Source organism: Treponema sp. OMZ 840, assembly GCF_050937815.1.
Lineage (GTDB): Bacteria > Spirochaetota > Spirochaetia > Treponematales > Treponemataceae > Treponema_C.
The window spans coordinates 86,768-109,758 of record NZ_JACDIJ010000007.1; the positions used below are offsets into that span (position 1 = coordinate 86,768).

The window sequence follows — 22,991 nt, forward strand, 5'->3', positions numbered from 1 at the left end:
CTTCCTTTGATATTTATTTTTTCAAACCTGACACACCCTGACAGGTTTTTGTGCTATACTGAAGATATGCACTTTGTAAAAGCAAAAGGAATTTTGTCGGCAAAAAACGGTATGAACATATACCGCGGTTGTACCCACGGATGTATTTACTGCGATTCAAGAAGCGAATGTTACGGAATGAAGCACGCTTTTGAAGATGTCGAAGTAAAAGAAAACGCACTTGAATTATTGGAAGATACGCTTCGCCGAAAGCGAGCCAAATGCATGATCGGTACGGGCTCAATGAGCGACCCCTATATACCGCTTGAACAAAGGCTCGGCATGACGCGAAAGGCTCTTGAAATTGTACAGCGCTACGGCTTCGGTTTTACCCTGATTACCAAATCGCCGTCAGTTTTGCGTGACCTTAACCTTTTGCAGGCCGTCAATCAAAAAGCAAAATGCGTTGTTCAAATGACACTTACCGCCTGCGATGATGCCTTGTGTAAAATCATCGAACCGAATGTCGCCCCGACAAGAGAGCGCTTTACCGCACTGAAAACCTTACATGAGGCAGGCATTCCGACTGTGGTATGGCTGACCCCGATTTTACCTTTTATAACCGACACAAAAGAAAACATCGAAGGCATTTTAAACCGCTGCATAGAAGCGAAGGTACGCGGCATTATCTGCTTCGGTATGGGAGTAACTTTGCGTGCCGGAAACCGCGAATATTTTTACAAAAAACTGGACGCGCATTTTCCCGGCTTAAAAAAAACATATATTAAAATCTATGGCGACAGCTATTCGGTTATGAGCCCGCACAACACCGAATTGATGTCCGTTTTCCGCCGCACATGCAAAGCCCACGGCATTGAGCATAACGTCGGCAAAATATTCAAATACTTAAATAACCTTGAAAATACACAGCAAAAACAATTGGAACTTTTTTGATAAAAAGTTATACTATCGGTAAGAATCGTGAGAAAACATAAAAAACCGCAAAGAAAGAAGAGGTAGTGTTTTGTTTTTTTTAAATATGTTTAATAAAACAAAAAGAAAGGTAATTCCGTTAGCTTATTATTTGAATTATGAGCAAGACGGAGAGTACTCTGAAGAAAATTATAATGATGTAACACTTGCGAATCCTGATGACTTTCCGGAAGAGCTTTTTGAAAAAATAATAATTATGACAAAAAGGCTCCACGAAATGGGCGTATATGAAGAAAAAGAGATTGTCAGATTTATCATTCCTAAAATGCTTGAAGCTCTTGAAACAGGCGGAATTTTGTCGGGCGTTTCCATATCGAGTTTTGATACGGCAGGTATTGTTTTCGGAGAAAATTATGCAGGCTGGATATATAAGGGTGAAACAAAAAAAAAGGATGAAATCCTTTATAGAGTACCGTATCAGTTAATTTTTTATCATAGCAAAAAAGAAGATAATTACTTTATTTGTAAAACAAAAGACAAACTTGAATTAAGACAAAACAAGGTGTCCGTTACAAATTCGGAAAATAAAGAGCGTATTATAAAAAATACAAAAAGCATAAGCCTAACCGAAATAGAAATGAAAGAACTAAAAGCTTCGTTTTCTATATTATTTATGTATACCAAAATGAATATTTTATTAAAGATGAAAAAACTCGGCTATTTGACCTTTGCAGAAAAGATAGCGGAGGATTTTTGCACTTCGACAACAAAAGAGGCATTTATATCCTGTGTCAATAAATATTTTTCTTTAAGTATATCGAAAGAAGATGAAAATAACTTTGTGTATGAAAACCTCTCCTTTAAGGAATTTTTATTAGAGCTTTTGATTAGAAACAATGAGAGTTCGCCCTTGAGCTCTTCCTATGCAGGTATTATTAAGTGGGCGGAAGAAAAAACCGGTATAAAAATCCGCCCTAAAAAAGAGTATCATGACCATATGGAATTTATAAGCCATCTTTCCGATGTTCTTGCAGCTAAAGAATACTATCTGTATTTTTTGATAAAAAAAGATGTTTTTCAGCAAACAGCCCTCTTGCTAAAAAAAGAAAAGCAAGAGCCCTTGCTTGGAAAACAAAATGATATTTTTGAACCAAATTCGAATTTCAGTTATGAAATTACAGCCCTTAGTGAGGATTTACTAGACCGCTATGCTGAAGATATTTCAATTGAAAGAAAAGTAAGAGAGAATGCAAAAATCTTTTATCATATTATCGGAGTAGAAAATATAGATACTATGATGATGAACATTATAGGAAACCGAGTATTGGACTATGCACTTTTTCAAAATTACTATTTATCGGTGGTTTGTTCCGATGAAGACAGGGATATTTATGATATTTTGAGTGAACTTTTATCAAGATACGATATGCCCGATTTGATAAAAAATGCATCAGATTGTGATGTTACATTGGATGCTCTTTATTTTTTAGAATTTGAAGCTGTGAATCCCGTGGACAGAGCTATACTTTATGCGCCTTTAATCAGACAAAATAAAAAGCTGCTGTATTCATTTGAAGCAGGAGATTACTTCTATCTTGGAATTATTGAAGATACTGTCGAAACAAAAGAAAGCTTTATAAAATGCGCGAACAATCTTTTAGAAATGAAAGAAATTGAAAATTATGTTATCTATGATAATGAAGATAAAGAAATGTCTGTAAATCTTCTTTCCGGAATGGATATAACAATAGACGGTAAACATATGTATACACAAAAAGAGCTAAAAGAAAAATTTTATAAAGAGAATGCAGAAAATATAAGCAAAGAAGAAGCGGATACATATTTATCAAGGATTGTGATTAAAAAACCTGAGGTGAAAATATGTGTTTCAAATTATGAGGAAGATGAGGAAGAGCCGGAATTTACAATAAAAGCGGAAAACGGAAAGTATTTTACAAACCTGGATTTGCTTTTCCAAATACAAAAACACTTGGTTGAAAAAATAGATTTTGCAAAAGTATTCGGCGATGAGATATGTATTTTAAGTTTACGATTAAGTGTAGACAGAGAGAAATACTATCTGTTTTGGGATGCAGCATAAATAGAGGGACTTTAACTATGCGTTCAGAACGGCTTTTTGAAATCGTATTTATTCTCCTCAACCGGAAGCGGATAACCGCACAGGAACTTGGAAAAAAGTTCGGTGTATCGGTACGAACCGTCTACCGCGACATAGACATTTTAAGCAGAGCCGGAATCCCCGTGTACACAATGCAGGGAACGCTCGGCGGTATTTTTATCGATGAAAATTACACCGTCAACAAATCGTTACTGACAAAAGAAGAACAGGAAAAAATTCTGCTTGCCCTGCAATGTCTTTCGCCGATTGATGAAATACAAACCGAATCCGTTTTAAACCGGTTGTCGGCGCTTTTTCAAAAAAAAGCCGATTGGGTTAAGGTTGATTATTCACGATGGGGAACCGAAAACGACCGCCGCCTGTTTGAAACATTAAAGCAGGCAATTTCGGAATGCAAAGCTGTCAAACTGGAATATCTAAGCTCATACGGGGAAAAAACCGAGCGCACCGTCTACCCCTTGCGTCTTTTGTATAAATCGAGGGCGTGGTATGCCGAGTGTTATTGCACCGAAAAAAAGGATTACAGGCTTTTCAGATTAACCCGGATACTTTCCGCTACGCACACTTTAACGACATTTAACCGTGCGGAATTACTCGACAAAATCAGCGACAATAAAGCGGATACCGCAGTTCCGTCCCTTACCGCCATCACATTACAATGTACCGCTAAAACCGCCTACAGGCTTTACGATGAATTCCCGCCGGAACTTATCACAAAAAATGCCGACGGATCATATACCCTAAAGGCGGCTCTCCCCCTTGATTCGTGGCTTTACGGTTTTATCCTGTCGCTCGGCACTGAAGTGGAAATCCTTAAACCGGAAAGCTTAAAAAAAGAAATCGCCCGCCTTGCGGAAAAGATTATGAAAAAGCATAGAGAGGGTTAATTTTTTCCTCTCAAACCTGACACTCCCTGACAGGTTTCCGTGTTATAATGATACCGACAAAAGGTATTCCGACGCGAATGCCGAAAAAAAGGAGTAAACTATGTCCAGACCTGCAACAAAAAACGATTTAATTGAAGCCGCAAACGCTCAGTTTGAAAAACTGCGGAACCTGCTTGCCGGCATGAGCGAAGCCGAACGTAAAGCGGACATTGAGCCGAACGAACGCGATAAAAATGTACGCGATGTACTGATTCATCTTTATGAATGGCACTGCCTTTTGTTGAATTGGATACAGTCAAACACACAAGGGAAAGCGGCAGCCTTTTTGCCCGCCCCTTATAATTGGAAAACCTATCCTGAAATGAACATTGAGTTTTGGAAAAAACACCAAAGCACGCCCTATGCCGACGCGGAAAAAATGCTGAAAAAGACGCACAAAGAAGTTATAAAACGTATCGAAACATTTTCGAACGAAGAACTTTTTTCAAAAGGAATTTTCACATGGACGGGAACGACCACCCTCGGAAGTTACTGTGTATCCGCAACATCGAGCCACTATGATTGGGCAATTAAGGGAATAAAAAAAGCATTGAACTCATATCGGAAAAACGCTGTGTAGGACAGCACAAAACACAAACCTTCTCTTGTTTTTTTCTTATGCTTCCGTTATGCTGAGTAAATTATGAAACTGCAATTTACTCCTCTTGACTATGCCGTGATTACGGTCGGTCTTGTGTATTCAACCAGTGCAACCGTAACGCCCGTATGCCTTTTATCCATGGCAAAAGAATTGAACTTTAGTCTATCGGCAAGCGGCGGCATTGAAGGAATAAGGAGCTTTTTACTTTTTATATCCATGTTTTTCGGCGGTTTTATCGCCGCAAAAATCGGAAAGGTGCGCTCGCTTTCCGGCGGTTTGTTTGCATTAAGTTTCAGTTATGCGGCCTATGCTTTTGCGCCTTCTTATATAGCCGTCCTCGGCGCAAGTCTTATTCTCGGCGCTTCGGCGGGTATTTTGGAAGGATTGGCAAACCCGCTTATACAGGACGCTCATCCGAACGATTCGGGCAGATACTTGAACATAACAAATGCGTTTTGGTCGGTCGGCGTCTTGTCTACCGTCCTTATTTCGGGTGAATTGTTGACACGCAGCATATCGTGGCGGCTTATTATGGGTTTTTTATCGCTTTTTTCGCTTGCCGCCGCCATTTTTTTGGCGACTCTTCGAAAATACGAAGTGCATACCCGAACACTAAGCCCCGATAAGGTTATTCGCCGCTATGTTGACTGTCTGCGCTCAAAACGTTTTTGGGTGTTTTGTTTTATGATGCTTTTGGCCGGAGGAGCCGAAGGCGCCTTTACCTTTTGGAGCGCAAGTTATATTCAGATCCATTTTGCCGCCCTGCCGCGGATGGGAGGAATCGGCACCGCTTGTTTTGCCGCCGGTATGCTCGGTATGCGCGTTGCAAGCGGTATATTTGTACCTCAGCATAAACTGCGAAAAGCAATTTTCTTATCGGCGGTATTCGGCGTTATTATCGCTTCGATTATTCCCTTTATACACAGTGAAAAATTCTTTTTCCCGCTTTTATTTTTAGCCGGTATAAGCATTGCCTGTTTTTGGCCGTCCATACAATCTTACAGTATAACAAAGATGTCCTATTTGGATTCCACAGCAGCCTTTATTTTATCGGCATGTGCAGGGATTGCAGGATTCGGCCTTGTTCCGTTTATTATGGGAATTATCGGAGATGCCGCCGGTCTTGAAAAAAGTTTTTTATGCGTTCCCGTTCTTTTAGCGGTATTGGCTTTAAGCGTTTTTTTTGAGCGGACAAACGGAAAATTTAAAACAAGCGTTTGAAATAGTGCCGCTTATTTTAAGTTCAAATTATGTGAATCCCGTGCATTGTACCGCAGATTGCTTACCTTACGGCACTTTACCCGCAAAAACATTAGGCTTTCCGGGGCTGGCTTTTTCGCCGTTTTTACCGCTTAAAACCTTCCAATCCGAAGCGCTTACGGCAAAGGGCGCTTTTTCGCCTGATGTAAAGGCAGCTGCAAGTTCAGCTACGTTCAAGCGGCTTAAAGTCCGTACTGCGGTAATACCGTCGGAACATACCGCATTTTCCGGCTCCGTTCCTTCTATCCAAATACCGCTTTCAAAGGCATCGGCGGCATATTCGCTCATAAGGGGTTTTGTCCAGACGGTTTTACCGGAACGGCTGTATAAAAGGGCGTCTGCAAGCGCGCCTCCGCTGCGTGTCCGCAGTAAAAGCACATCGTCCGCTCCCAAACGTGTTTTTGCACTGTCCGCTTTTTTGTCCCATATGTCGCGGGAAACGTTACAGGAATAAGCGGTTGTGGAAAGCGCAAAATTATCGCCCGTTTCGCTTACCGCCTTTTCTCCGAACAATCGCATATGGACACTTACATAAGACCCCGCCTTAACTTCGGCCGCAGGTAAAACAAAATCGGTTAAAACACCGTCATATGCGCTTTGTATAATCATTCCGCCGATATTTCCGTCTTCCAAAATGTACAGCTCCGCAAATTCCGCTTTTGCTTTTTTGGGATCCTGAGCCGCAGCGTGAACCGGGCCGACTTCGGAAAAAATTGTCGCGGGAACGCGGCTGTTATAGCCGTAAAAATCCAAACTAAAACATAAAGAGCTTCCTCCGGCATCCTGTACCCTGCCTTCCAAAAGATAGTCGTAACCTACGGGAACCGCCTCAATAAAATGTAAAATATAAGAAGTCCCGCCTTCGCCGCTTTCCGTGTTTACCGAAAAGGTCGTATTCGTTTGCCCGATACGCGTACATTGAACTGCGGAAAAAACGACGGGTTTGGAAAATCTCATAAGCGCATCATTTTCTCCGGTCAGTGTAAAATCCGTCAAAACGGGAGCGCTGTAATCTCCCGTCAACAAAGTAAATCCGCCGCTTTCAAGTTTACATGATGCCGCTGCGGATATAAGCGACAAGGCAGTAAGCACTATACAGGCACAAAGCTTTACATACTTTACATTTTTCATATGCGTTCCTCCTGCTATATTAGAGGGGCGGATTGTATTTTTTTCACACTTTTTTTGTAAAAAAAGATAAAAATTTGAAAAAAAATGCTTTTTACGCTATAATCGAAGTCAAATGAAACAAACAGAAAACATCTTGCCCATATTTCTCATGTTTACCGTATAAATCGATGCTAAGGTTGCAGTATGAAATACACCGTAAAAATCTTAACCTTATACAAAAACCTCTGTTATGCAACGGAAAGCGGTTTACCGCTCGATAAAACCGATTTTTTGTATAGTTATACTTGTGCCGTACAAAACAATGATCTAAGCCCGCGCCGTTCGCGTTTTTTAACCAAGCCCCGTTTTGAAGGATATGCGCTTTCAAATGCCAAGTCGCAGGAAAGCGGTACGGGACTGCTTGCCGGCCGCTATTTTTTTTTGCAAGCTCCCGTTCCGCAAGAATGCATTATGTGCAAAAGCGCGGAAGCTGAAAAAAAGCGCTTGGCCGAATACCGCCTCGCTGCAGAATATATGTATACGGAAGCCATATGGAACGAAATCGATTTTTGCGACGATAAAATCTACATAAGAACTTTAACCGAAGACAACGCGGCAGTGTTTCAATTATTTAGAAAAATCGGGACCGAGCGGCACTGTGCATCACTTTAAAATCAGCGCTTCTACCATATAGCGCACGGACATACCGGCGGCGGTCGCGGTTTTCTTTTCTACCACAAAGATAAGACTTTTATTGTCGGGCGAACGAACGATTTTTTCTATCGTATAATCGGTAACTCCGGTACGCTTTATATCGGGAGTACCGGCAACTTGTTTCGATAAAATTTTGCCCGTTTTGTCGCGGCGTTCAACACTGATAAAAAACGACGATTTGGACGAGGCCGTTTTCCCGCCGTACCACGGAATGAGTTTTATATGGAAGGATACCGGATTTTCCTTTGTCGAACCTTCAAAATCGGTAAATACGATTTCTTCGGCGGATGTTTTTGTCTGCTCTTTTATATAAAGCGTATGTGTTAAATCCGCCGGAACAGGCGACTGTGTTTTTATATAAGCGGCATTTTTTTCAAACAACCGTTCGTAAAGCACCGCTCCGTTTACAGACTCTGTTTGCGCCGAAGCGGATATTTTAAAACAACCTGCATCTATATAGTCGTTTTTCGCAATATCTACAGTGTAGATTTCGGCAAAACCCCGCCACGTTTTATCGATGCTTCCGTGTTGGGCAAACATATAGGTACGGCCGTCTTTTGAAAAGCCTAAATCGACAAAAGCCGCAGCATCTCCGGCTACAAGCACCGCACACAAACATAAAAGTATAGCTGCTGTTATTATCCGTTTTGCCATAGTATCCCCTCAAACAAGAATATATATATTATATATCGGTTTTTTAAATAAACGGCTTTACATAAATTTGTTATCCCGATATGCTAAGCCTATGACACTGAATACGCGAAATAAACTGCTTTTATTTTTTTCAATTGCCAGCAGCCTTTGTGCAGCCGTTTTTACCGCAGTTTTAATATGGCTGATAATAAAAAAACCTCAACATATATCTTTATTATTTACGCTTCCTCAGGGGCAATCGTTTTTTCGACTGCTTATTACACCGAATTATACGGCGGCATTTTTTTCGTTATTGATTTTTTCTTTTTTTGTACCGGCAGTAAGTTTTTCGGTTTATTTTAACTTTGAAAAAACACAAAGTCTTGAAGTGCTGTTTTTTTGTTCGGCTCTCATAGGAGTATTAACCGAATCTTTTAAATTGTGTATTCCTCTGTTCGGTATAACGGCCGGATACTCCGGTTTTTTGAGATTTTTGGGACAAGCGGCTTTTTTCGGGCAAATGGAAATATTGCTTTCAATTATTACCCAAGGCGTTCTTGCCGCCGGAGGAGAAAACAGAGATTCCGATAAATATTTGGGTATCATCATCATCATTGCACTTATTTTTTCGACAACAATACCTTTAAATACAACTGTTTTTGAAAATTATATGCATATAAATTACGGATTTAAAAACTTATTCGGCATTATACGCATCGTTTTTATACTGTGCACTTTTTTAATTCTCTTTTTTTCTCCCAAAAGTAAAGAATCTCTTGATTACAAAAGAGCCTCTGTCGATTTTCTTCTTATCTGCGGCGGGTATATAGCGCTTTTACATTGTAATACCTTTGTCATACTTGCGGTCGGAATCCCCCTGCTTTTTGCCGGAACCGTACATTTTTTAAAAAATATGCATAAGTATTATATGTGGAAATAAAACTGTGCGATAAATGCCGATACAATCGGTATAATTAAATTGTCAAAATCTTTAAGCGGAATCAATTCTATGGCCATACCGCACACGGCAATAATAAGGGCTGCAAAAGTACTTCCGCTTACCGCCCACGACGATAAAAAAATTGCGGTAAAACACGTAAGACTTCCTATAACGGTTTTTCCCGCCGTATGCGGAATAACCGTTATGCCGAACATCTTTCCGGCAAGACTTGCCAATCCGTCGCCGAAGGCAAGCGCATAAATACCGACAGCGGCGGCTTTCGCATCAAAAAGAATTTCGGTTATCAATATGCCGAGTGCCAAACAAACGGGACCTAAAACGAATCGATTTTCATCGCGTTTACGCGCGGCCGCTTCGGTTATTTTTGATACGAGAAAAACGGAAAATCCCCGCATCCGTAAAAACTCGGCAACGCAATAAAAAAACAAAACCGCACACAAAGCGCATAAAACGGGAATACGCGCGCGGGCCAACAGCGGCGGAACAAGGGCGGAACAAAGATGGATAGATTTTCTGAATAGTTCCTTTATTTTATCGTTCGTGTATCTTCGCACAAGCACACCGGATTCCCGGCCATCGTGAAATTTGGACATACTTTTATTACTCCAAAGAATACTGCTTTAGACCGACCTCGCCGTATAAAACCGAAGGAATGGAAGCATAAATTGAAGGTTCAAAGATGCGCTGCGGATATGTTAAATATTTTATATTTTGCGCGGCTAAATTGCTGCCTTCCAGTCTAACCATGGTTTTTTGATTTCTCGTTAAAGCATCCCAAGCACGCACGGATTCCGAAAACTGCACAATCGCTTGAGCTTGTAAAGCACTGTTGCCCGTTTGTTCGGCAAGGCGCGCGAGGGTTACTCCTAAATTATTTGAAGCTTTTAAATATAAATCGACAAGCGCATACTGGTCTTCACGTACTTGCGGAAAAACGACTCCGAAACGCCGGCGGTCGGCATCCAAAATATGTATAAGCCGTTCATAATACCCTCGTGCCGCCGATTCATCCCTGCGTATGGAAAGCACATTGCCCAAAGCTAAAAGTAAATTACGGTTTGAAGCTTCTTCGGAGGCTGTTTTTATAAACGACCCCAAAGCTTCGGAATAATTACCGTCGGTATATTGGACAAAACCGATACGGTATCGTATAGACGGCGTATCGTAATTGTTTTCTATAGCCAATTTATAATTGCGGAACGCATTTTGAATATCACCGGAAATAAAGTAATCGATGTCGCCCATATCGCTGTAGAGTTTTCCGACGTCTTTGTTGCTCGTTAATCCCGTATATTCTCTTTTTTGCTCAAAAAGTCTTATACCTTCGGCATATTGTTTTTCCGCAAGCAAATACTCTTGCGATGCAACATATTGTTCGCCTAAAAGCCGGAAGGTATCGATGTGTTTTAAAGTCCGTGCATGACTTTGTTTCGGCGCTGCATCGAACATAGACAAAGCATTGGATAAAGCAAGCTTTGCCTGCTCCGAATTCCCGGTGCGGACAAAATATCTGCTTAAATTATAATGGCCTTCGGGAATCGACGGGTCGGCTTTTATTCCCTGTTCAAGTATTTTTTTTACATTATCTATATAGCCGCGCAAATATTCGTCGGACGGAGGCAAATAACCGTATTGTTTTTCCAAAAGATATCCGCCCAATTCTATCAAATCTTCGCTTTGCAGTAAAATCTTTTTTGTTGACGTAAAATATCCTTTAAGCGGCAAAACTTGACGCAAATTATCCGTGCGGATAAAATAACGGAGCATACGGGATAAATAGAGGTCGTCGCTGCCGTAAAGACTCATCAAAGTTGAATATTGAAGGCGGGCTTGTTCGAATTTATCCGCTTTTTCAGCTTCGGATGTAAGGGACCCCGCCCATTCAAGATAAATATCGCCTAAAAGAATCATCGCGTCTTTATCGTTTATATGGTAATCCAATATAAAGCGGCGGACTATCTGTGCAGCGCGTTCGTAATTCGCCAAATCTTCAAATTCCATATGAGCGTACTCAAGCCCGCCCTGTTTGTCGAATTTAAAACGTTTAATAAGCTGTTCGTACATAACCGCGGCACGCTGATATTGACGCTTTTCCCGATAAGCGCGCGCATATTTAAAAAACCATTTCTTTTTGACCTTATAAGTCAAAGCTTCGTTAAAATTGGACTCCGACTGAGAATACAAGCCCTGCTCAATGAGATTGTAACCGCTTTTATATAAAGATTCCGCCTTTAACGGCCGGTAAACAAACGTATAACCGAAATAAGAGAATATATAGAAGATTCCGCCTAAAATAAGCGCAATTATGGCACCGGGAATAATACGGTTTTTTAATTGGTATTCCAAAGACGTTTTATACAGTTCATATTGTTCCGCCGTCCGTCTTTCGTAATTTAAAGGTACGCTGATGGAAACATCAAGCATTTTTCCCAAATGAGAAGCCAAATGGCGTGCAGATACTTTTTTTATAACTTTAAATAAAACTTCCATGACAGCCGCATCTGTAAATTCGTTTTTTACAACCAGCTGCTCAACGGCAATACGCACATTTAAAGGATATGAATATAAATTTTTTCGAAACGTTTTATATTCGGTATCACTCAAATACGTTCTGTCAAAATCTTCTTCACCTTCACCGCTTTTCTTTTTTACTATGGTATAGATTTTTCCTGCGGACGGAGCCGTTACCGTATCGGAAAAACCGGGTATTTCAAAATTATCAAAATTCGTATCGTCGGCACTAAAAGACAATCCTTCATCTTCGGGAACGGGTTCCGGAAGATCGGTTTCCTCGGCAGGAATACTGTCGTCCGATTCTTCCGTTTCCTCCGTTTCTTCAGAAAAATCAAAATCCGCACCCAAATCAAAATCTTTTACGGCTTCGGAAAGATCAATATCGGGCATATCGGGATCATGAGAAAACCCTTCGTTTAATTCGTCGGATAAGTCGGCATTTAGATTAAACTCTTCTTCCGAATGTGAAAAATCATCATGACTGTCCGAAAAACCGGATGAAAAATCCGAATCGGTTTCGTTACTTTCCGGCGATACATCCGGTTTTTTATCAAAATCATCAAGCGCATCCAAATCAAAGTCTTGCGTCAAAGCGGCAAAACTGTCGGCCGGATGCTCGGCATCTTCTTTTTCGGCATCGGTTTTTTGCATCGTTTCCCGAACGACGGTATCTTTTTGCTGCATTGCTTCCAAAAGGCCGTCTAAAGAACCGTCCGTTTGCGGGGCTTCGGTTTCCGTTTCAAAGCCGCCGGTTTCAAAACCGTTAAAAGGAGAATCCGAAAAATCGGAGGATACGTCCTCCCGTTTTTCCGTAAGGGGTTCGCTTTCGTCAAAAGAGGCCGGCGAACCGTCGGAAGGAAAAAGAGGTTCGTCCGGTTTTTGTTCGCCGATATCGTCGATATCGGCGATATCGGCGATATCGGCGATATCGCTTGTTTTTCCCAAAGGAGCAGGACTCGAAGCCGTACCGGCTAAAAACGCGGCAATATCGGGATCGAGGTCTTCCATAGAAGGAATAAGCGGTTCATCGGGCAGTGTTTTGCTTTCGGCGGAGTCTTCAAAAGATTCTTCCGTTTGGCCGTCAACTTCGGGAGCCGTCGCATTTACAGACGGTTCATCCTGCCCGGGCAAACCGAATTCAAAATCATAAGAATCGTCGGCGGCCGAAATATTACCGGGTATGGCCACTTCGGGCATAGTACTGCCGTTTTTTCTTCGTATATCAGGCTCGTTTCCTATAGGGGTTATATCACTGTCAAATTGCTTCAGTTGATCTATTCCGGGCATAGCTCTTTAATTTTACCCCACAACACTTAATAATAACAAGTAGTCGGACGGATACATCAACGATTTTCCCACCCGTATCTTACTTTTATAATCATCGGCTTTTTCTTTTACGGGCTTTATTTTTACTTTATTTAATCGTAAAATAATAAACCTTTATGAATCAACTGCCGATATTCATAAAAGTTACATGAAACGCATTTATATATTTATCTTGTATCTTTGTTTTGTTTTTTTATCCTCTGCATATGCCGTTGAAAACGATATATTCGGCGGAAATCAATCCGTACAAGATACTATTATAGCCCATATAAAAATGCCGCAAGCTCCCCTTGTTATAGACGATTATATTTTATTTACTGCCGAAGGTTCCGCCCGTCACACGGGGATCGCCTTCGATTTTGAAAATTACCGCTATATCCATTCGTTTAAACGTTTGGTAAAACCAAACTCGCAAACCGAACATAAGGGAAATATTCTTTTTTACGTATTAAAAATTCCGCATGATATACGTATTATAAAATACCGTTTGGTTATAGACGGATTATGGACAACCGATCCTTTAAACCCGAACGGTGAATTCGCCGAAACCGTCAATGTAAACGTATCGAAAGTTGTAATAGATAAACCGATACAAAAGCGCAGTGCAGCATTTTCGCCGACAAAGGTGCGTTTTGTTTACGAAGGTGAAAGCGGACAAAAAATCCGCGTGGGCGGCACCTTTACAAACTGGGATTCTTTTATTTATGAATTACAGGAAATAAGTCCGGGTTTTTACCAGCTTGAACTTCCTTTACCGAAGGGCGAGTACTATTACGCTTTTTATAAGGGTATGAGCGCCTTCCCCGATGAAACCAATCCCCGCAAAGTATATACCGCCGACGGCCGCATCGCTTCGGTTCTCCGCGTACAGTAAAAGTTTCCGCCTGCGATAAAAACGCAAAAAAAGAGCGTCCAAAACCGAAGTTTTTAGACGCCCTTTTAATTCGGCTTTTAACTCACTTATTCAAAATAAACTCAACCCGGCGGTTTTTCCACCAGTTGTCTTTATCCGAATGTGCGGCAACAGGCATACGGCCGCCGCGTCCTACTGTCGTTAAGCGCGAAGAAGCTATTCCGTACGAAACAAGGATTTCTTTAACGGTTTGTGCCCGCGCTTCCGAAAGCGGCACAAGCGGAATGTTTCCGTTTTCGGTTGAAGTTTCTTCTTTTTCGGTACCGCTGATATTATTCGCATGACCTTCAATCGTTACATTGTAATCGCGGAATTTGTCGAGGATTTGGGCAATACGCTTTAATACGCGGTAATTGTTATCTATAATTTTTTGATCGAGCCCGCGCTTGGGATCCTTATCTTTGCCCGCAAAATCGGCATTGTCGCTGCGGAAGATGATTGAAGGAACCTGCATTTTTAACACATCGCCGATACGTATTACAAGAACGTCTACCGAGATAATGCCCTCCGCAGTAGAACTCATGCCCAAGCTGTCGGTTACCGTAAAGGTATACGGATAATCCACCGCCGATTGCACCAATTCGCCGCCGTTGCTTCGTCCGTCCCAAATAATGCGTTCGGTTATCGACGATTTTCCCGACGTCCTCCAAAAGGTTTTTCCGTTGTTCGGATCTTTAATTTCAAAACTCCAACCGGTAAAGGGTACAATGCTTGTTCCTTTTAAAGCGATAAACAAATCGTCGTCGGTACCGTCGTTGTCGGGGCTGAAATATTCGGGTGCGGTGCGTACGCTTAACTGCGGCGGCGTTACCGAACATAAAAAGGGTGCGGTTGTAACGCTGACGGTATCGCCCTTTACATACCGTACCGAAAGGGTACCTGTCATATTTCCTTCGGCTATGCGGCCGTTTACGGTTTTACCGTCCCATTTTATAAGCGAAGGCAAATTCTGCTGATCTTTTTCGTCCCAGCGGTACAATTCTTCACCGGAAGCCGCGTTGTTAATCGCAAAAGCCCATGATTCAATTCCTTCGGCAAGGGTTGTACGAATACTGAATTGTTGCATATCGGCAAAACCGTCACCGTTCGGACTAAAGCCGTCGCGCTCGGCAGTTACAAATAATTTAACCGCGCGGTTATCCACTTGTATATCTTGTACGGAAGCGCTTCCCTTATTGCCGGCTTTATCCGTACTTGAAAGCGTTAAAGTATACATACCGTCCGCAACCGTATTGCCGCCTTCGTCTTTTCCGTCCCAGCTGAACGGAAGCGCATTGCCTTCCCAGCTGAAAGAGCGGACGGCCGCCTTATTTTTATCGGTTATAAGGGCTGTCCATAATTTTTCGCTGCTCGTAATTACCGTAAAGTCGAGCGTATCTTTTCGGCCGTCGCCGTTCGGACTGAAGCGGGTATACGGGGCGCTCAGCTGTACTTCAGGATAAACCGTATCCAATGCAAAGGCTTGGGTGGTAAACACGGCTTCGCTTCCGTTTTTGGACAGCGTCCGAAGCGAAGCGGTATACATGCCGTCGGCACAGGCTTTTCCGTCGTCGGCAAGGCCGTTCCAGCTTATGGAACCGGGTAAGTTTCGTTTTTCGCTGAATGTTTTGACGGCATTTCCCGACGCATCGAGAATTTTCAATTCATACGAAGCGATTCCGGCGGCCGTTTTAATACGCGGCGTAAAGGTGAGGTTATCCTGCACCTTATCGCCGTTCGGACTGAACGCTTCGGCGCTTACGGCTAATATAACTTCGGTAGTACCCGTATTCAATTCAAAAGCGGGCGTTTTTGCGCGTCCGGTATTGCCCGCAAGGTCGGTTGCAAACAGCGTATACGTATAAAAACCGTCTTTTATGCTGCCGTCGGAAGCGGTACCGTCCCACACAACCGAAGAAGGCGGCGTTTCGCCGAAGGTCCAGGTTTTTACGGTTTTACCGGCTTCATCCGCAACAACGGCTGTCCATGTTTTTTCTTTTGAACCTTCTTGCGAAAATTTTAAAGTATCGAGCCGGCCGTCGCCGTCAGGGCTGAATATAAGCCCTTCGGCGCGTACCGAAGCGGCAGGCGGCGTATTGTCCACGGTTATATTGCGGCCGATGTGCGTTTCCTGTCCGTTATTAAAAAGCGCGGAAAACAAAAGTTGGTAATCTCCGTCGAGTAAAATGTCGCCGCCGCTGCTTTTGCCGTCAAATTCAATTGAAGCGGGCGGAACGGTTTTCCCCGAAAAAGTACGCAAAGCTGCACCGTTTTTATTAAACACTTGCACCGACCAATTTACTAAGCCCGACGAATTGGGCATTGAAAGAGAAAGCATAACGCTGTCTTTTACCCCGTCGCCGTTCGGAGAAAAAGGACTTCCGGCAACAGTCATATTTACGGAACGAGGTACGGCATCGTAGATAATGTTCGTTACCTGTGCCGGATCCGAAACGTTTCCGGCGCGGTCGGTTGAAAAAATCCGATACGTATAGACACCCTCGCCCACAGCGACACCCTCGTTGTTTTTACCGTCCCATATGCAGGTTTCGGGAGCCGAATTTTTCCACAAAAAAGTACGCACAAGCTTTCCCGTATTGTCGATAATTTCGGCTTGCCATAGATCTTCGGCGGAACCGCTTTGTTTTATCGCAATTTCGGGCTTATTACCCGCTCCGAAAGTTTTCATCGCTTCGGAAGGCTGCGTCAATTCGATTTGAGGTTCGGTATTATCGACTATAACGGTATACAAAGAGGTTTTGCTTATATTTCCGTTATCGTCCGACGCGGTTACGTAATAAAAATAAGTACCGTCCGCAGCGGTTTCTCCGGAATCCAAAATACCGTTCCAAATAAGAGAATCGGGAATAAGCACGCCCTGTTTGGGTTTAAACAATTGAGTAAAAAAGGTTTTAAACGTAAGTTTTTCCGGACGCGGTTCTTTGTTTCCGATTTTTCTAACGACGGCACCGTTTTCGTCGGTTATAATAAAATTCCATTCGCTTACATACCGTTTTTCGTTTATCGTAAGCGGTATAATCAATTCGTCCTGTATGCCGTCGTTATTCGGAGAAATATATACCGTACCCTTTTCCGAAGCGGAAGTTTGTGCGGCAAAGACAGCATTGAACGTACAAAAAGCACCTATAAGAACGCCGATAAAACGGGCGGCTTTATTGATTTTATTCATTGTTCCCCCATAAAATAATTTCAGGCGCGGCGGTATCTTTTAATCCCAAGTACAGGGCCGCACCGCCGGAAACTGCATGGATATTTTTTTTCATCGGACGGTATGCGCCCGAAACAATCATTTCGCTTTGCTGCCAGCCTTTTTTACCTAAAAGAGAAGCTTCTTTTGCACTAAAGCCGAATTTTACGCTGAGCGAAACGGAAGGATACCACGAAGCCGTTTTGGCTATCGTTTCACGCAAATTGAACTGCCAACCGGTAGAAAGCCGTACCGTTTCGGCAAACAAAAACTGAAGTCCCGTATCAAAAACAAAGTTTTGGAAAGCGGGCAAGGATACATCCATCGAAAAACCGCCTGAGAAATTCTTTATTTCAAACAAATTACCTGCAAAACCGATATGAGGCGTAAAAAACGAAGGAAAGGAAGTCGTGTGTTCGGATAAACCGTTTATACCGACGGTAGCGGGTTTATAGTTTTTACCCATACCTGTAAGAGCAAAGGCAATTCGGGGTTTTCCGATAAAGGGTAAAGCTTTTATCTTTTCAGGCAAATAGAGAAATCCTATATCGGCGCCCAAAGACCAATCCGACCCGAAGCCTCCATACAATCCGGCTCCGATATAAAGCCAATCCGCTATATCTTTGGAATAAGATGCGCGCAGGGTAAAAGAGTTTTTTAAAAGCATATCGTTAAAGGGAACAAAAACGCCCTGAGCGACACCGGTAAAAACACCGTACCGGCTGGGAACCAAAGCACCGAGGTTAAAAGCTTGTCCGTAGTTTTTATTTCTACCGGGAGCAATAAGAGCCGTATATGCGGCGTCTACTACAACCCTCTGTTCTCCGGCAGACAAAGCCGGATTAAGGGCCGTATGTCCGGGGTGAACATGAAACAAAGGTCCGCCTGCCGTTGAAAGCTCTGCGGAAAGCATAAACGGTGAAGTAAACGAGTATAACAATTCCCCGCCCGGCGGCGGATTATACGCAAAAACGGCTGCAAACGGTAAAATCAATAACATTGCACCGAGCGTGAACACCTTATTTTTTTTGAACATCATAGCAAACGCCTCCTGATATTAAATATAATATAGTATATATGCCTTTTTTTTCCAATCCCTGTGCCGCCGATGATTGACCGAAAACTTATTAGATAATACAATAGCCTTTATGAATACGCACACCTTTAAAGGCGGAATACATCCGCCCGAACACAAGGGAATGACCGAAAATCTGCCTATAGAACGGGCATTTCCTTCTACAAAAACCGTCAGTATACCCCTGACGCAGGGAGGCGCTCCTAACCTCCCGCTCGTATCCGTCGGCGACACAGTCGCACGCGGACAAAAAATTGCCGAATCCGACGCTCATATGTCGGTTCCTGTTCATGCTTCGGTTTCCGGCGTCGTAAAAAAAATCGAAAACCGTTTGGTTCCCGGCAACTTCGATTGCCCCTGTATTGTTATCGCATGCGACGATTCGGGTACAACCGATTTTATGCCGCCCCTTGACCCTTTTTCCTGTTCAAAAGAACAAGCTCTTGAACGAATACGGGAAGCCGGTATCGTCGGTATGGGAGGTGCAGCTTTTCCGACACATGTAAAACTCAATCCTCCCGCCGGAAAAAAAATTGACTGCATTTTAATCAATGCGGCCGAATGCGAACCCTACCTTACGATTGACTTACGCACCATGATTGAAGATACCGACAAGGTTATTGACGGCACGGCAATCATTATGCACATTACGCAAGCGCAAACCGGTATTATCGTATTGGAAAGCAATAAAGCTTCCATTGTGCCTATACTTGAAACAGCAATAGAGAAAGCGGGTTACAGCGAAAAAATCGGTATATCTTTGTGCAAAACAAAGTATCCGCAGGGAAGCGAAAAAAACATTGTAAAAGCGGCGGTCGGCCGTGAAATTCCTACGGGAGGACTTCCCTGCGATATCGGCTGCATTATCCATAATGTAGGAACGGTAAAATCGATATCCGAAGCTTTTAGGGAAGGCAAACCGCTTATAGACAGAGGATTGACAATTTCGGGCAGTATATGCACAAAGCCGGCAAACATTATCGTTCCCATAGGAACTTTAGTCGGAGATCTTATTCCCGAACAATTCGATCTTAAGCCCGGATTGAAAAAAATTATACTCGGCGGCCCTATGATGGGCTTTTCAATGCAAAGTGCGGACTTCCCCATTCAAAAAAATACAAACGGTATCTTGTTCCTTACCGAAAAAGAAACCTGCTTGTCGGAAGAAACACCCTGCATTAACTGCGGACGCTGCGTACAAGTATGCTCGTGCCGCCTTGTTCCCGTTATGATGTCAAAGGCTCTACAAGCCGGCAACTTGGAAGAAGCAAAGCGCTACGGACTTCCGGACTGTATCGAATGCGGTACTTGCGCGTGGATTTGCCCTGCACGCATAAAATTGGTTCAGCGTTTCCGGGTCGGAAAACAGCTTTTGCGGGCGGAAAAAGAAAAGCAAGCGGCAAAAAGCACGCAGGGAGGTAAGTAATGGCGGCAGCTTTAGATAAAAATGAAATTTATATTTCGCCGAACCCGCATTTAAGTTCGGCCCGCGATACGACAAGCATTATGCTTGCTGTTATAATCGCCTTATTGCCTTTGGCTGTATACGGCGTTATTCTTTTCGGCCTTCCGTCTTTGTTGACGATAGCCGTTTCGCTTGTGTCCTGCCTTGTGTTTGAAGTTTTAACGCAACTGGCTTTCAGACGCCCCATCCGCATAAAAGACGGATCGGCCGCCGTAACGGGACTGCTTTTGGCCTTAACCCTTCCGCCGGCCATTCCCGTATGGATGACCGTTTTAGGCGCTTTTTTTGCGATTGTCGTTGCAAAAGAATTTTTCGGCGGTATCGGTTCCAATGTATTCAATCCCGCTTTGGTCGGACGCGCCTTTTTGTTTACGAGCTTTCCGGCGGCTATGGGTTCGCATTGGATAGAACCTGCAACGGATGCGGTAAGTTCGGCGACGATTCTTTCGCAAATAAAAGAAGGAAGTGCATCGTTTTCCGCCGCCGATTATGTGCAGTATTTTACGGGAAACAGTGCCGGCTGTATCGGAGAAACTTCGGCTGCCCTTATTTTGCTTGCCGCTGTTTTTTTACTGGTAACAAAGGTTATCGATTGGAGAGCCCCTCTTGCAATGATTGTGTTTACCGCAGTGCCTTCATTTTTGGCGGGCACGGATATTATCGCGTCGGTTTTAACCGGCGGCCTCTTATTCGGTGCGGTTTTTATGGCAACCGATTATACGACCGCTCCCGTAACATCTTACGGACGCTTGGTATTCGGAGCGCTTTGCGGTTTGATAACCTTTTTAATCCGGCAGTTCGGCGGCTACCCCGAAGGCGTTATGTTCAGCATTCTTATTACAAACGCTTTAACGCCCTTTTTAAATAAGCTGACCGAGCGCAAATACGGCCATCCCAAGCTTTTCGCCGGTAAAAAAAATAAAGCCGATAAAGGAGGCGCACAATGAAGCAAATTATAAAATTGGGCTTTGTACTGGCCGCCTACGCCTCGGTCGCCTGCGTTTCTCTGGCTCTTGTATATAATCTTACCGCTCCGGCAATAGAAGCGGCAAAACAGGCAAAGGCCGGCGCGGGAATGAAAATAGTATTTGAACAAGCCGACAGCTTTGTCCCCGCTCAGAACTTTGAAAAAGATGCTGCAAGCGCCGTAACCGTAAATGCGCTGCATACGGCTCAAAAAGGCGGCAAGGTTATCGGTGCCGTTATTGAAGCCGCAGGTGCCACCTACGACAAGGCGGTTATGCTTATCGGTTTGGATTTAAACCGCACGATAACCGGTATTCAGTTTTTAACCCTTACGGACACGCCCGGCTTCGGCCAACGTGCGGCCGAACCCGCTTTTACCGACCAATTTAAAGGCTTGCCCGCTTCAAAAAATCTTGAAGCCGGAACCGATTTTGACGGTTTAAGCGGCGCAACAATTACCACCAAGGGAGTTGCAAACATTATAAACTATGCCGTTTGGGCTGCAGGCGATTATTTGGCAAAAAATCACGGAGGACAAGCCGGAACCGGCGGTGCTCCCGTTGTGGAAGCGGCCCCCTCGGTATTCGACTTCGATACCGCCCTTGCAGAACTGTTCCCCGTTGAAGAAGGAGCGGAAAAACCCGTATATACGGAAGTGCCCGAAGTCGCAGGAACACAGGCGGGAAGCATGACCGTAAACAAGGTATGGACGGTTTCATCCGGCGGAAAAATCATCGGAGCCATGGCATCGGTAAGCGGACAGAGCTTTAATCAGGCCCAGGCAAGCGTTCTTACCGCGGTAAATACCGAGCGCACGATTATCGGATGCCGCATTACCGAATTGAACGACACGCCGAATATCGGACAGCGCGCCTTGGAAAAAGATTTTTATGAACAATTTACCGGTAAAAGTGCGGACGACGCCTTTGCGGTCAACGAAGGTATAGACGCCTTAAGCGGTGCTACAATAACCTCCGCTGCAATCACCGAGATGGTTAAAACGGGCGCCGCGCAAGCCTCTGCGGCTTTAAGCGCACAGGGCGGAAATTAAGGGAGAACGTATGAACACACACTTAAAAATATTGACAAACGGTATTGTAAAGGAGAACCCCCTGCTGGTTTTAATGATCGGCTTGTGTTCTTCCCTTGCCGTTACGGTCAACGTATTCAACGGTTTGGGAATGGGAGCCGCCATGACCTTTGTATTGGTTATGAGCGAAATCATTATCAGCTTATTTCGGAAATTGATTCCCGATTCAATCCGCATTCCGATTTTTATCATCGTTATCGCAACATTCGTTACGATTGTCGATTTGATTATGCAGGCATATTTTCCCGCGCTTTCGGAATCGATGGGCGTATTTATTCCGCTTATCGTCGTAAACTGTATTATTATGGGGCGCGTGGAATCCTTTGCGTCGAAACGCGGTGTAGGGCAGTCCTTTTTGGACGCACTCGGCATGGGCTTCGGTTATTTATGGGTACTCGTCGGCATTTCGATTGTGCGCGAATTTTTCGGTGCCGGAACTTTTTTCGGTATGCCGGTTATCCCAAAAGAGTACACAATCGGCTTTTTTAAAGCCGCGCCCGGCGGATTTTTCGTATTCGCCCTGTTTATCGCGGTAACGCGGGCATTCCGTACCCTCGCCGAACGCATAAAAGCCGCAAAATCGGCAAAAGCCGTAAAAGGAGCTGCATAATGGCCGACTTGGAATTGGGAAAAATCTTCCTTAAATCAATGCTTATAGACAATGTCGTATTTATTCAATTTTTGGCGCTTTGTCCCTTTATCGGTATGACTTCCGATACGGGAAAAGCAGTCGGTATGGGAGCGGCAACATCCTTCGTTATGGTTTTGGCGACGGCGGTTACCTACCCCCTGTACACCTATCTTTTGAACCCGCTGGGCTTGGGCTTTTTGCAAACCCTGATTTTTATTTTGGTTATAGCCTCCCTCGTTCAATTGGTTGAATTTTACTTAAAAAAATCGGCGCCCGCCCTGTACAGTTCAATGGGTGTATATTTGGCCCTCATCACGACAAACTGTGCCATCCTTGCGGTAACTTTAAACACCATTGCAAAGGGCTACGGTTTTTTGCAGTCCCTCGTATACGCCGCAGGTTCGGCAGCGGGCTTTTTAATCGCCCTCGTATTGATGGCCGGTGTGCGCGAACGCATGAGAACATCGGATGTTCCCGCTTTTATGAAGGGTACTCCGGTATTATTCGTTACGGCGGGACTTTTGTCCTTAGCTTTCGGCGGTTTCGCAGGGCTTATAAAGTAAGGCG

At 43.7% G+C, this 22,991-nt stretch carries 19 protein-coding genes; 13 read left to right on the plus strand and 6 right to left on the minus strand.

All coding sequences use genetic code 11. The features are described from left to right. The first annotated feature begins 66 nt into the window (after positions 1 to 66). From H0R92_RS09925 to H0R92_RS09945, 5 genes are all read left to right on the plus strand, one after another. Positions 67 to 933 carry an SPL family radical SAM protein gene (locus H0R92_RS09925; protein WP_432963981.1) on the plus strand — a complete coding sequence of 289 codons (867 nt, stop codon included), beginning with the start codon at positions 67 to 69 and terminating at the stop codon, positions 931 to 933. A 70-nt stretch (positions 934 to 1,003) separates the two neighbouring features. Then, on the plus strand, positions 1,004 to 3,013 hold the full coding sequence (locus tag H0R92_RS09930; protein ID WP_432963983.1) for a hypothetical protein: 2,010 nt from the start codon (positions 1,004 to 1,006) through the stop codon (positions 3,011 to 3,013). Between the two features lie 17 nt (positions 3,014 to 3,030). Further along, positions 3,031 to 3,939 carry a helix-turn-helix transcriptional regulator gene (locus H0R92_RS09935; RefSeq protein WP_432963986.1) on the plus strand — a complete coding sequence of 303 codons (909 nt, stop codon included), beginning with the start codon at positions 3,031 to 3,033 and terminating at the stop codon, positions 3,937 to 3,939. A 100-nt stretch (positions 3,940 to 4,039) separates the two neighbouring features. Then, entirely contained in the window at positions 4,040 to 4,558 is a 519-nt protein-coding gene (locus tag H0R92_RS09940; protein ID WP_432963989.1) for a ClbS/DfsB family four-helix bundle protein, read from the plus strand. 63 nt (positions 4,559 to 4,621) lie between these two features. Continuing rightward, complete coding sequence (locus H0R92_RS09945) at positions 4,622 to 5,800, plus strand: MFS transporter (protein WP_432963992.1); 1,179 nt, start codon at positions 4,622 to 4,624, stop codon at positions 5,798 to 5,800. Between the two features lie 66 nt (positions 5,801 to 5,866). Here H0R92_RS09945 and H0R92_RS09950 read toward each other — a convergent pair whose 3' ends face one another. Next, positions 5,867 to 6,970, minus strand: a complete 1,104-nt coding sequence (locus H0R92_RS09950; protein WP_432963995.1) for a hypothetical protein — start codon at positions 6,968 to 6,970, stop codon at positions 5,867 to 5,869. 183 nt (positions 6,971 to 7,153) lie between these two features. Between H0R92_RS09950 and H0R92_RS09955 the strand changes: the two genes are divergently transcribed. Next, entirely contained in the window at positions 7,154 to 7,621 is a 468-nt protein-coding gene (locus H0R92_RS09955) for a hypothetical protein (RefSeq protein WP_432963998.1), read from the plus strand. Here H0R92_RS09955 and H0R92_RS09960 read toward each other — a convergent pair. Next, entirely contained in the window at positions 7,613 to 8,317 is a 705-nt protein-coding gene (locus H0R92_RS09960) for a DUF2259 domain-containing protein (RefSeq protein ID WP_432964001.1), read from the minus strand. The genes H0R92_RS09955 and H0R92_RS09960 overlap by 9 nt on opposite strands. A gap of 91 nt (positions 8,318 to 8,408) precedes the next feature. On the opposite strand from H0R92_RS09960, the gene H0R92_RS09965 reads away from it, so the two are divergent. Next, on the plus strand, positions 8,409 to 9,236 hold the full coding sequence (locus tag H0R92_RS09965; RefSeq protein WP_432964004.1) for a hypothetical protein: 828 nt from the start codon (positions 8,409 to 8,411) through the stop codon (positions 9,234 to 9,236). On the opposite strand, the gene H0R92_RS09970 is transcribed toward H0R92_RS09965, so the two are convergent. Continuing rightward, a complete protein-coding gene (locus tag H0R92_RS09970) occupies positions 9,221 to 9,850 on the minus strand; it encodes a diacylglycerol/polyprenol kinase family protein (RefSeq protein ID WP_432964007.1) in 630 nt (209 codons plus the stop codon). The two genes, H0R92_RS09965 and H0R92_RS09970, sit on opposite strands and share 16 nt — an antisense overlap. A gap of 7 nt (positions 9,851 to 9,857) precedes the next feature. Beyond that, the gene (gene flcA, locus H0R92_RS09975; protein ID WP_432964010.1) at positions 9,858 to 13,058 is read right to left on the minus strand and encodes a periplasmic flagellar collar protein FlcA; all 3,201 of its coding nucleotides are present in this window, start codon (positions 13,056 to 13,058) and stop codon (positions 9,858 to 9,860) included. Positions 13,059 to 13,245: 187 nt separating this feature from the next. On the opposite strand from flcA, the gene H0R92_RS09980 reads away from it, so the two are divergent. After that, positions 13,246 to 13,971 carry a glycogen-binding domain-containing protein gene (locus H0R92_RS09980; protein ID WP_432964013.1) on the plus strand — a complete coding sequence of 242 codons (726 nt, stop codon included), beginning with the start codon at positions 13,246 to 13,248 and terminating at the stop codon, positions 13,969 to 13,971. An 82-nt stretch (positions 13,972 to 14,053) separates the two neighbouring features. Here the strand turns inward: H0R92_RS09980 and H0R92_RS09985 are convergent, their stop codons facing one another. Then, positions 14,054 to 17,179 (minus strand): FlgD immunoglobulin-like domain containing protein, encoded by a 3,126-nt coding sequence (locus tag H0R92_RS09985; RefSeq protein ID WP_432964016.1) that lies wholly within the window; start codon positions 17,177 to 17,179, stop codon positions 14,054 to 14,056. Next, positions 17,172 to 18,236, minus strand: coding sequence for a hypothetical protein (locus H0R92_RS09990; protein ID WP_432964018.1), 1,065 nt, complete (start codon positions 18,234 to 18,236; stop codon positions 17,172 to 17,174). The genes H0R92_RS09985 and H0R92_RS09990 overlap by 8 nt, the downstream gene beginning before the upstream one ends. 109 nt (positions 18,237 to 18,345) lie before the next feature. Between H0R92_RS09990 and rsxC the strand changes: the two genes are divergently transcribed. The 5 genes from rsxC to H0R92_RS10015 are packed head-to-tail and all read left to right on the plus strand — an operon-like array spanning position 18,346 to position 22,987. After that, positions 18,346 to 19,698 carry an electron transport complex subunit RsxC gene (gene rsxC / locus H0R92_RS09995; RefSeq protein ID WP_432964021.1) on the plus strand — a complete coding sequence of 451 codons (1,353 nt, stop codon included), beginning with the start codon at positions 18,346 to 18,348 and terminating at the stop codon, positions 19,696 to 19,698. Further along, positions 19,698 to 20,684 carry an RnfABCDGE type electron transport complex subunit D gene (locus H0R92_RS10000; protein WP_432964024.1) on the plus strand — a complete coding sequence of 329 codons (987 nt, stop codon included), beginning with the start codon at positions 19,698 to 19,700 and terminating at the stop codon, positions 20,682 to 20,684. Before rsxC ends, H0R92_RS10000 begins: the two co-directional genes overlap by 1 nt. Further along, the gene (locus tag H0R92_RS10005; RefSeq protein ID WP_432964027.1) at positions 20,681 to 21,754 is read left to right on the plus strand and encodes an FMN-binding protein; all 1,074 of its coding nucleotides are present in this window, start codon (positions 20,681 to 20,683) and stop codon (positions 21,752 to 21,754) included. The genes H0R92_RS10000 and H0R92_RS10005 overlap by 4 nt, the downstream gene beginning before the upstream one ends. A gap of 10 nt (positions 21,755 to 21,764) precedes the next feature. Further along, positions 21,765 to 22,403: an electron transport complex subunit RsxE gene (rsxE, locus tag H0R92_RS10010; RefSeq protein WP_432964030.1), complete on the plus strand. Its 639-nt coding sequence runs from the start codon at positions 21,765 to 21,767 to the stop codon at positions 22,401 to 22,403. After that, a complete protein-coding gene (locus H0R92_RS10015; protein ID WP_432964033.1) occupies positions 22,403 to 22,987 on the plus strand; it encodes an electron transport complex protein RnfA in 585 nt (194 codons plus the stop codon). The genes rsxE and H0R92_RS10015 overlap by 1 nt, the downstream gene beginning before the upstream one ends. Positions 22,988 to 22,991: the final 4 nt, after the last annotated feature.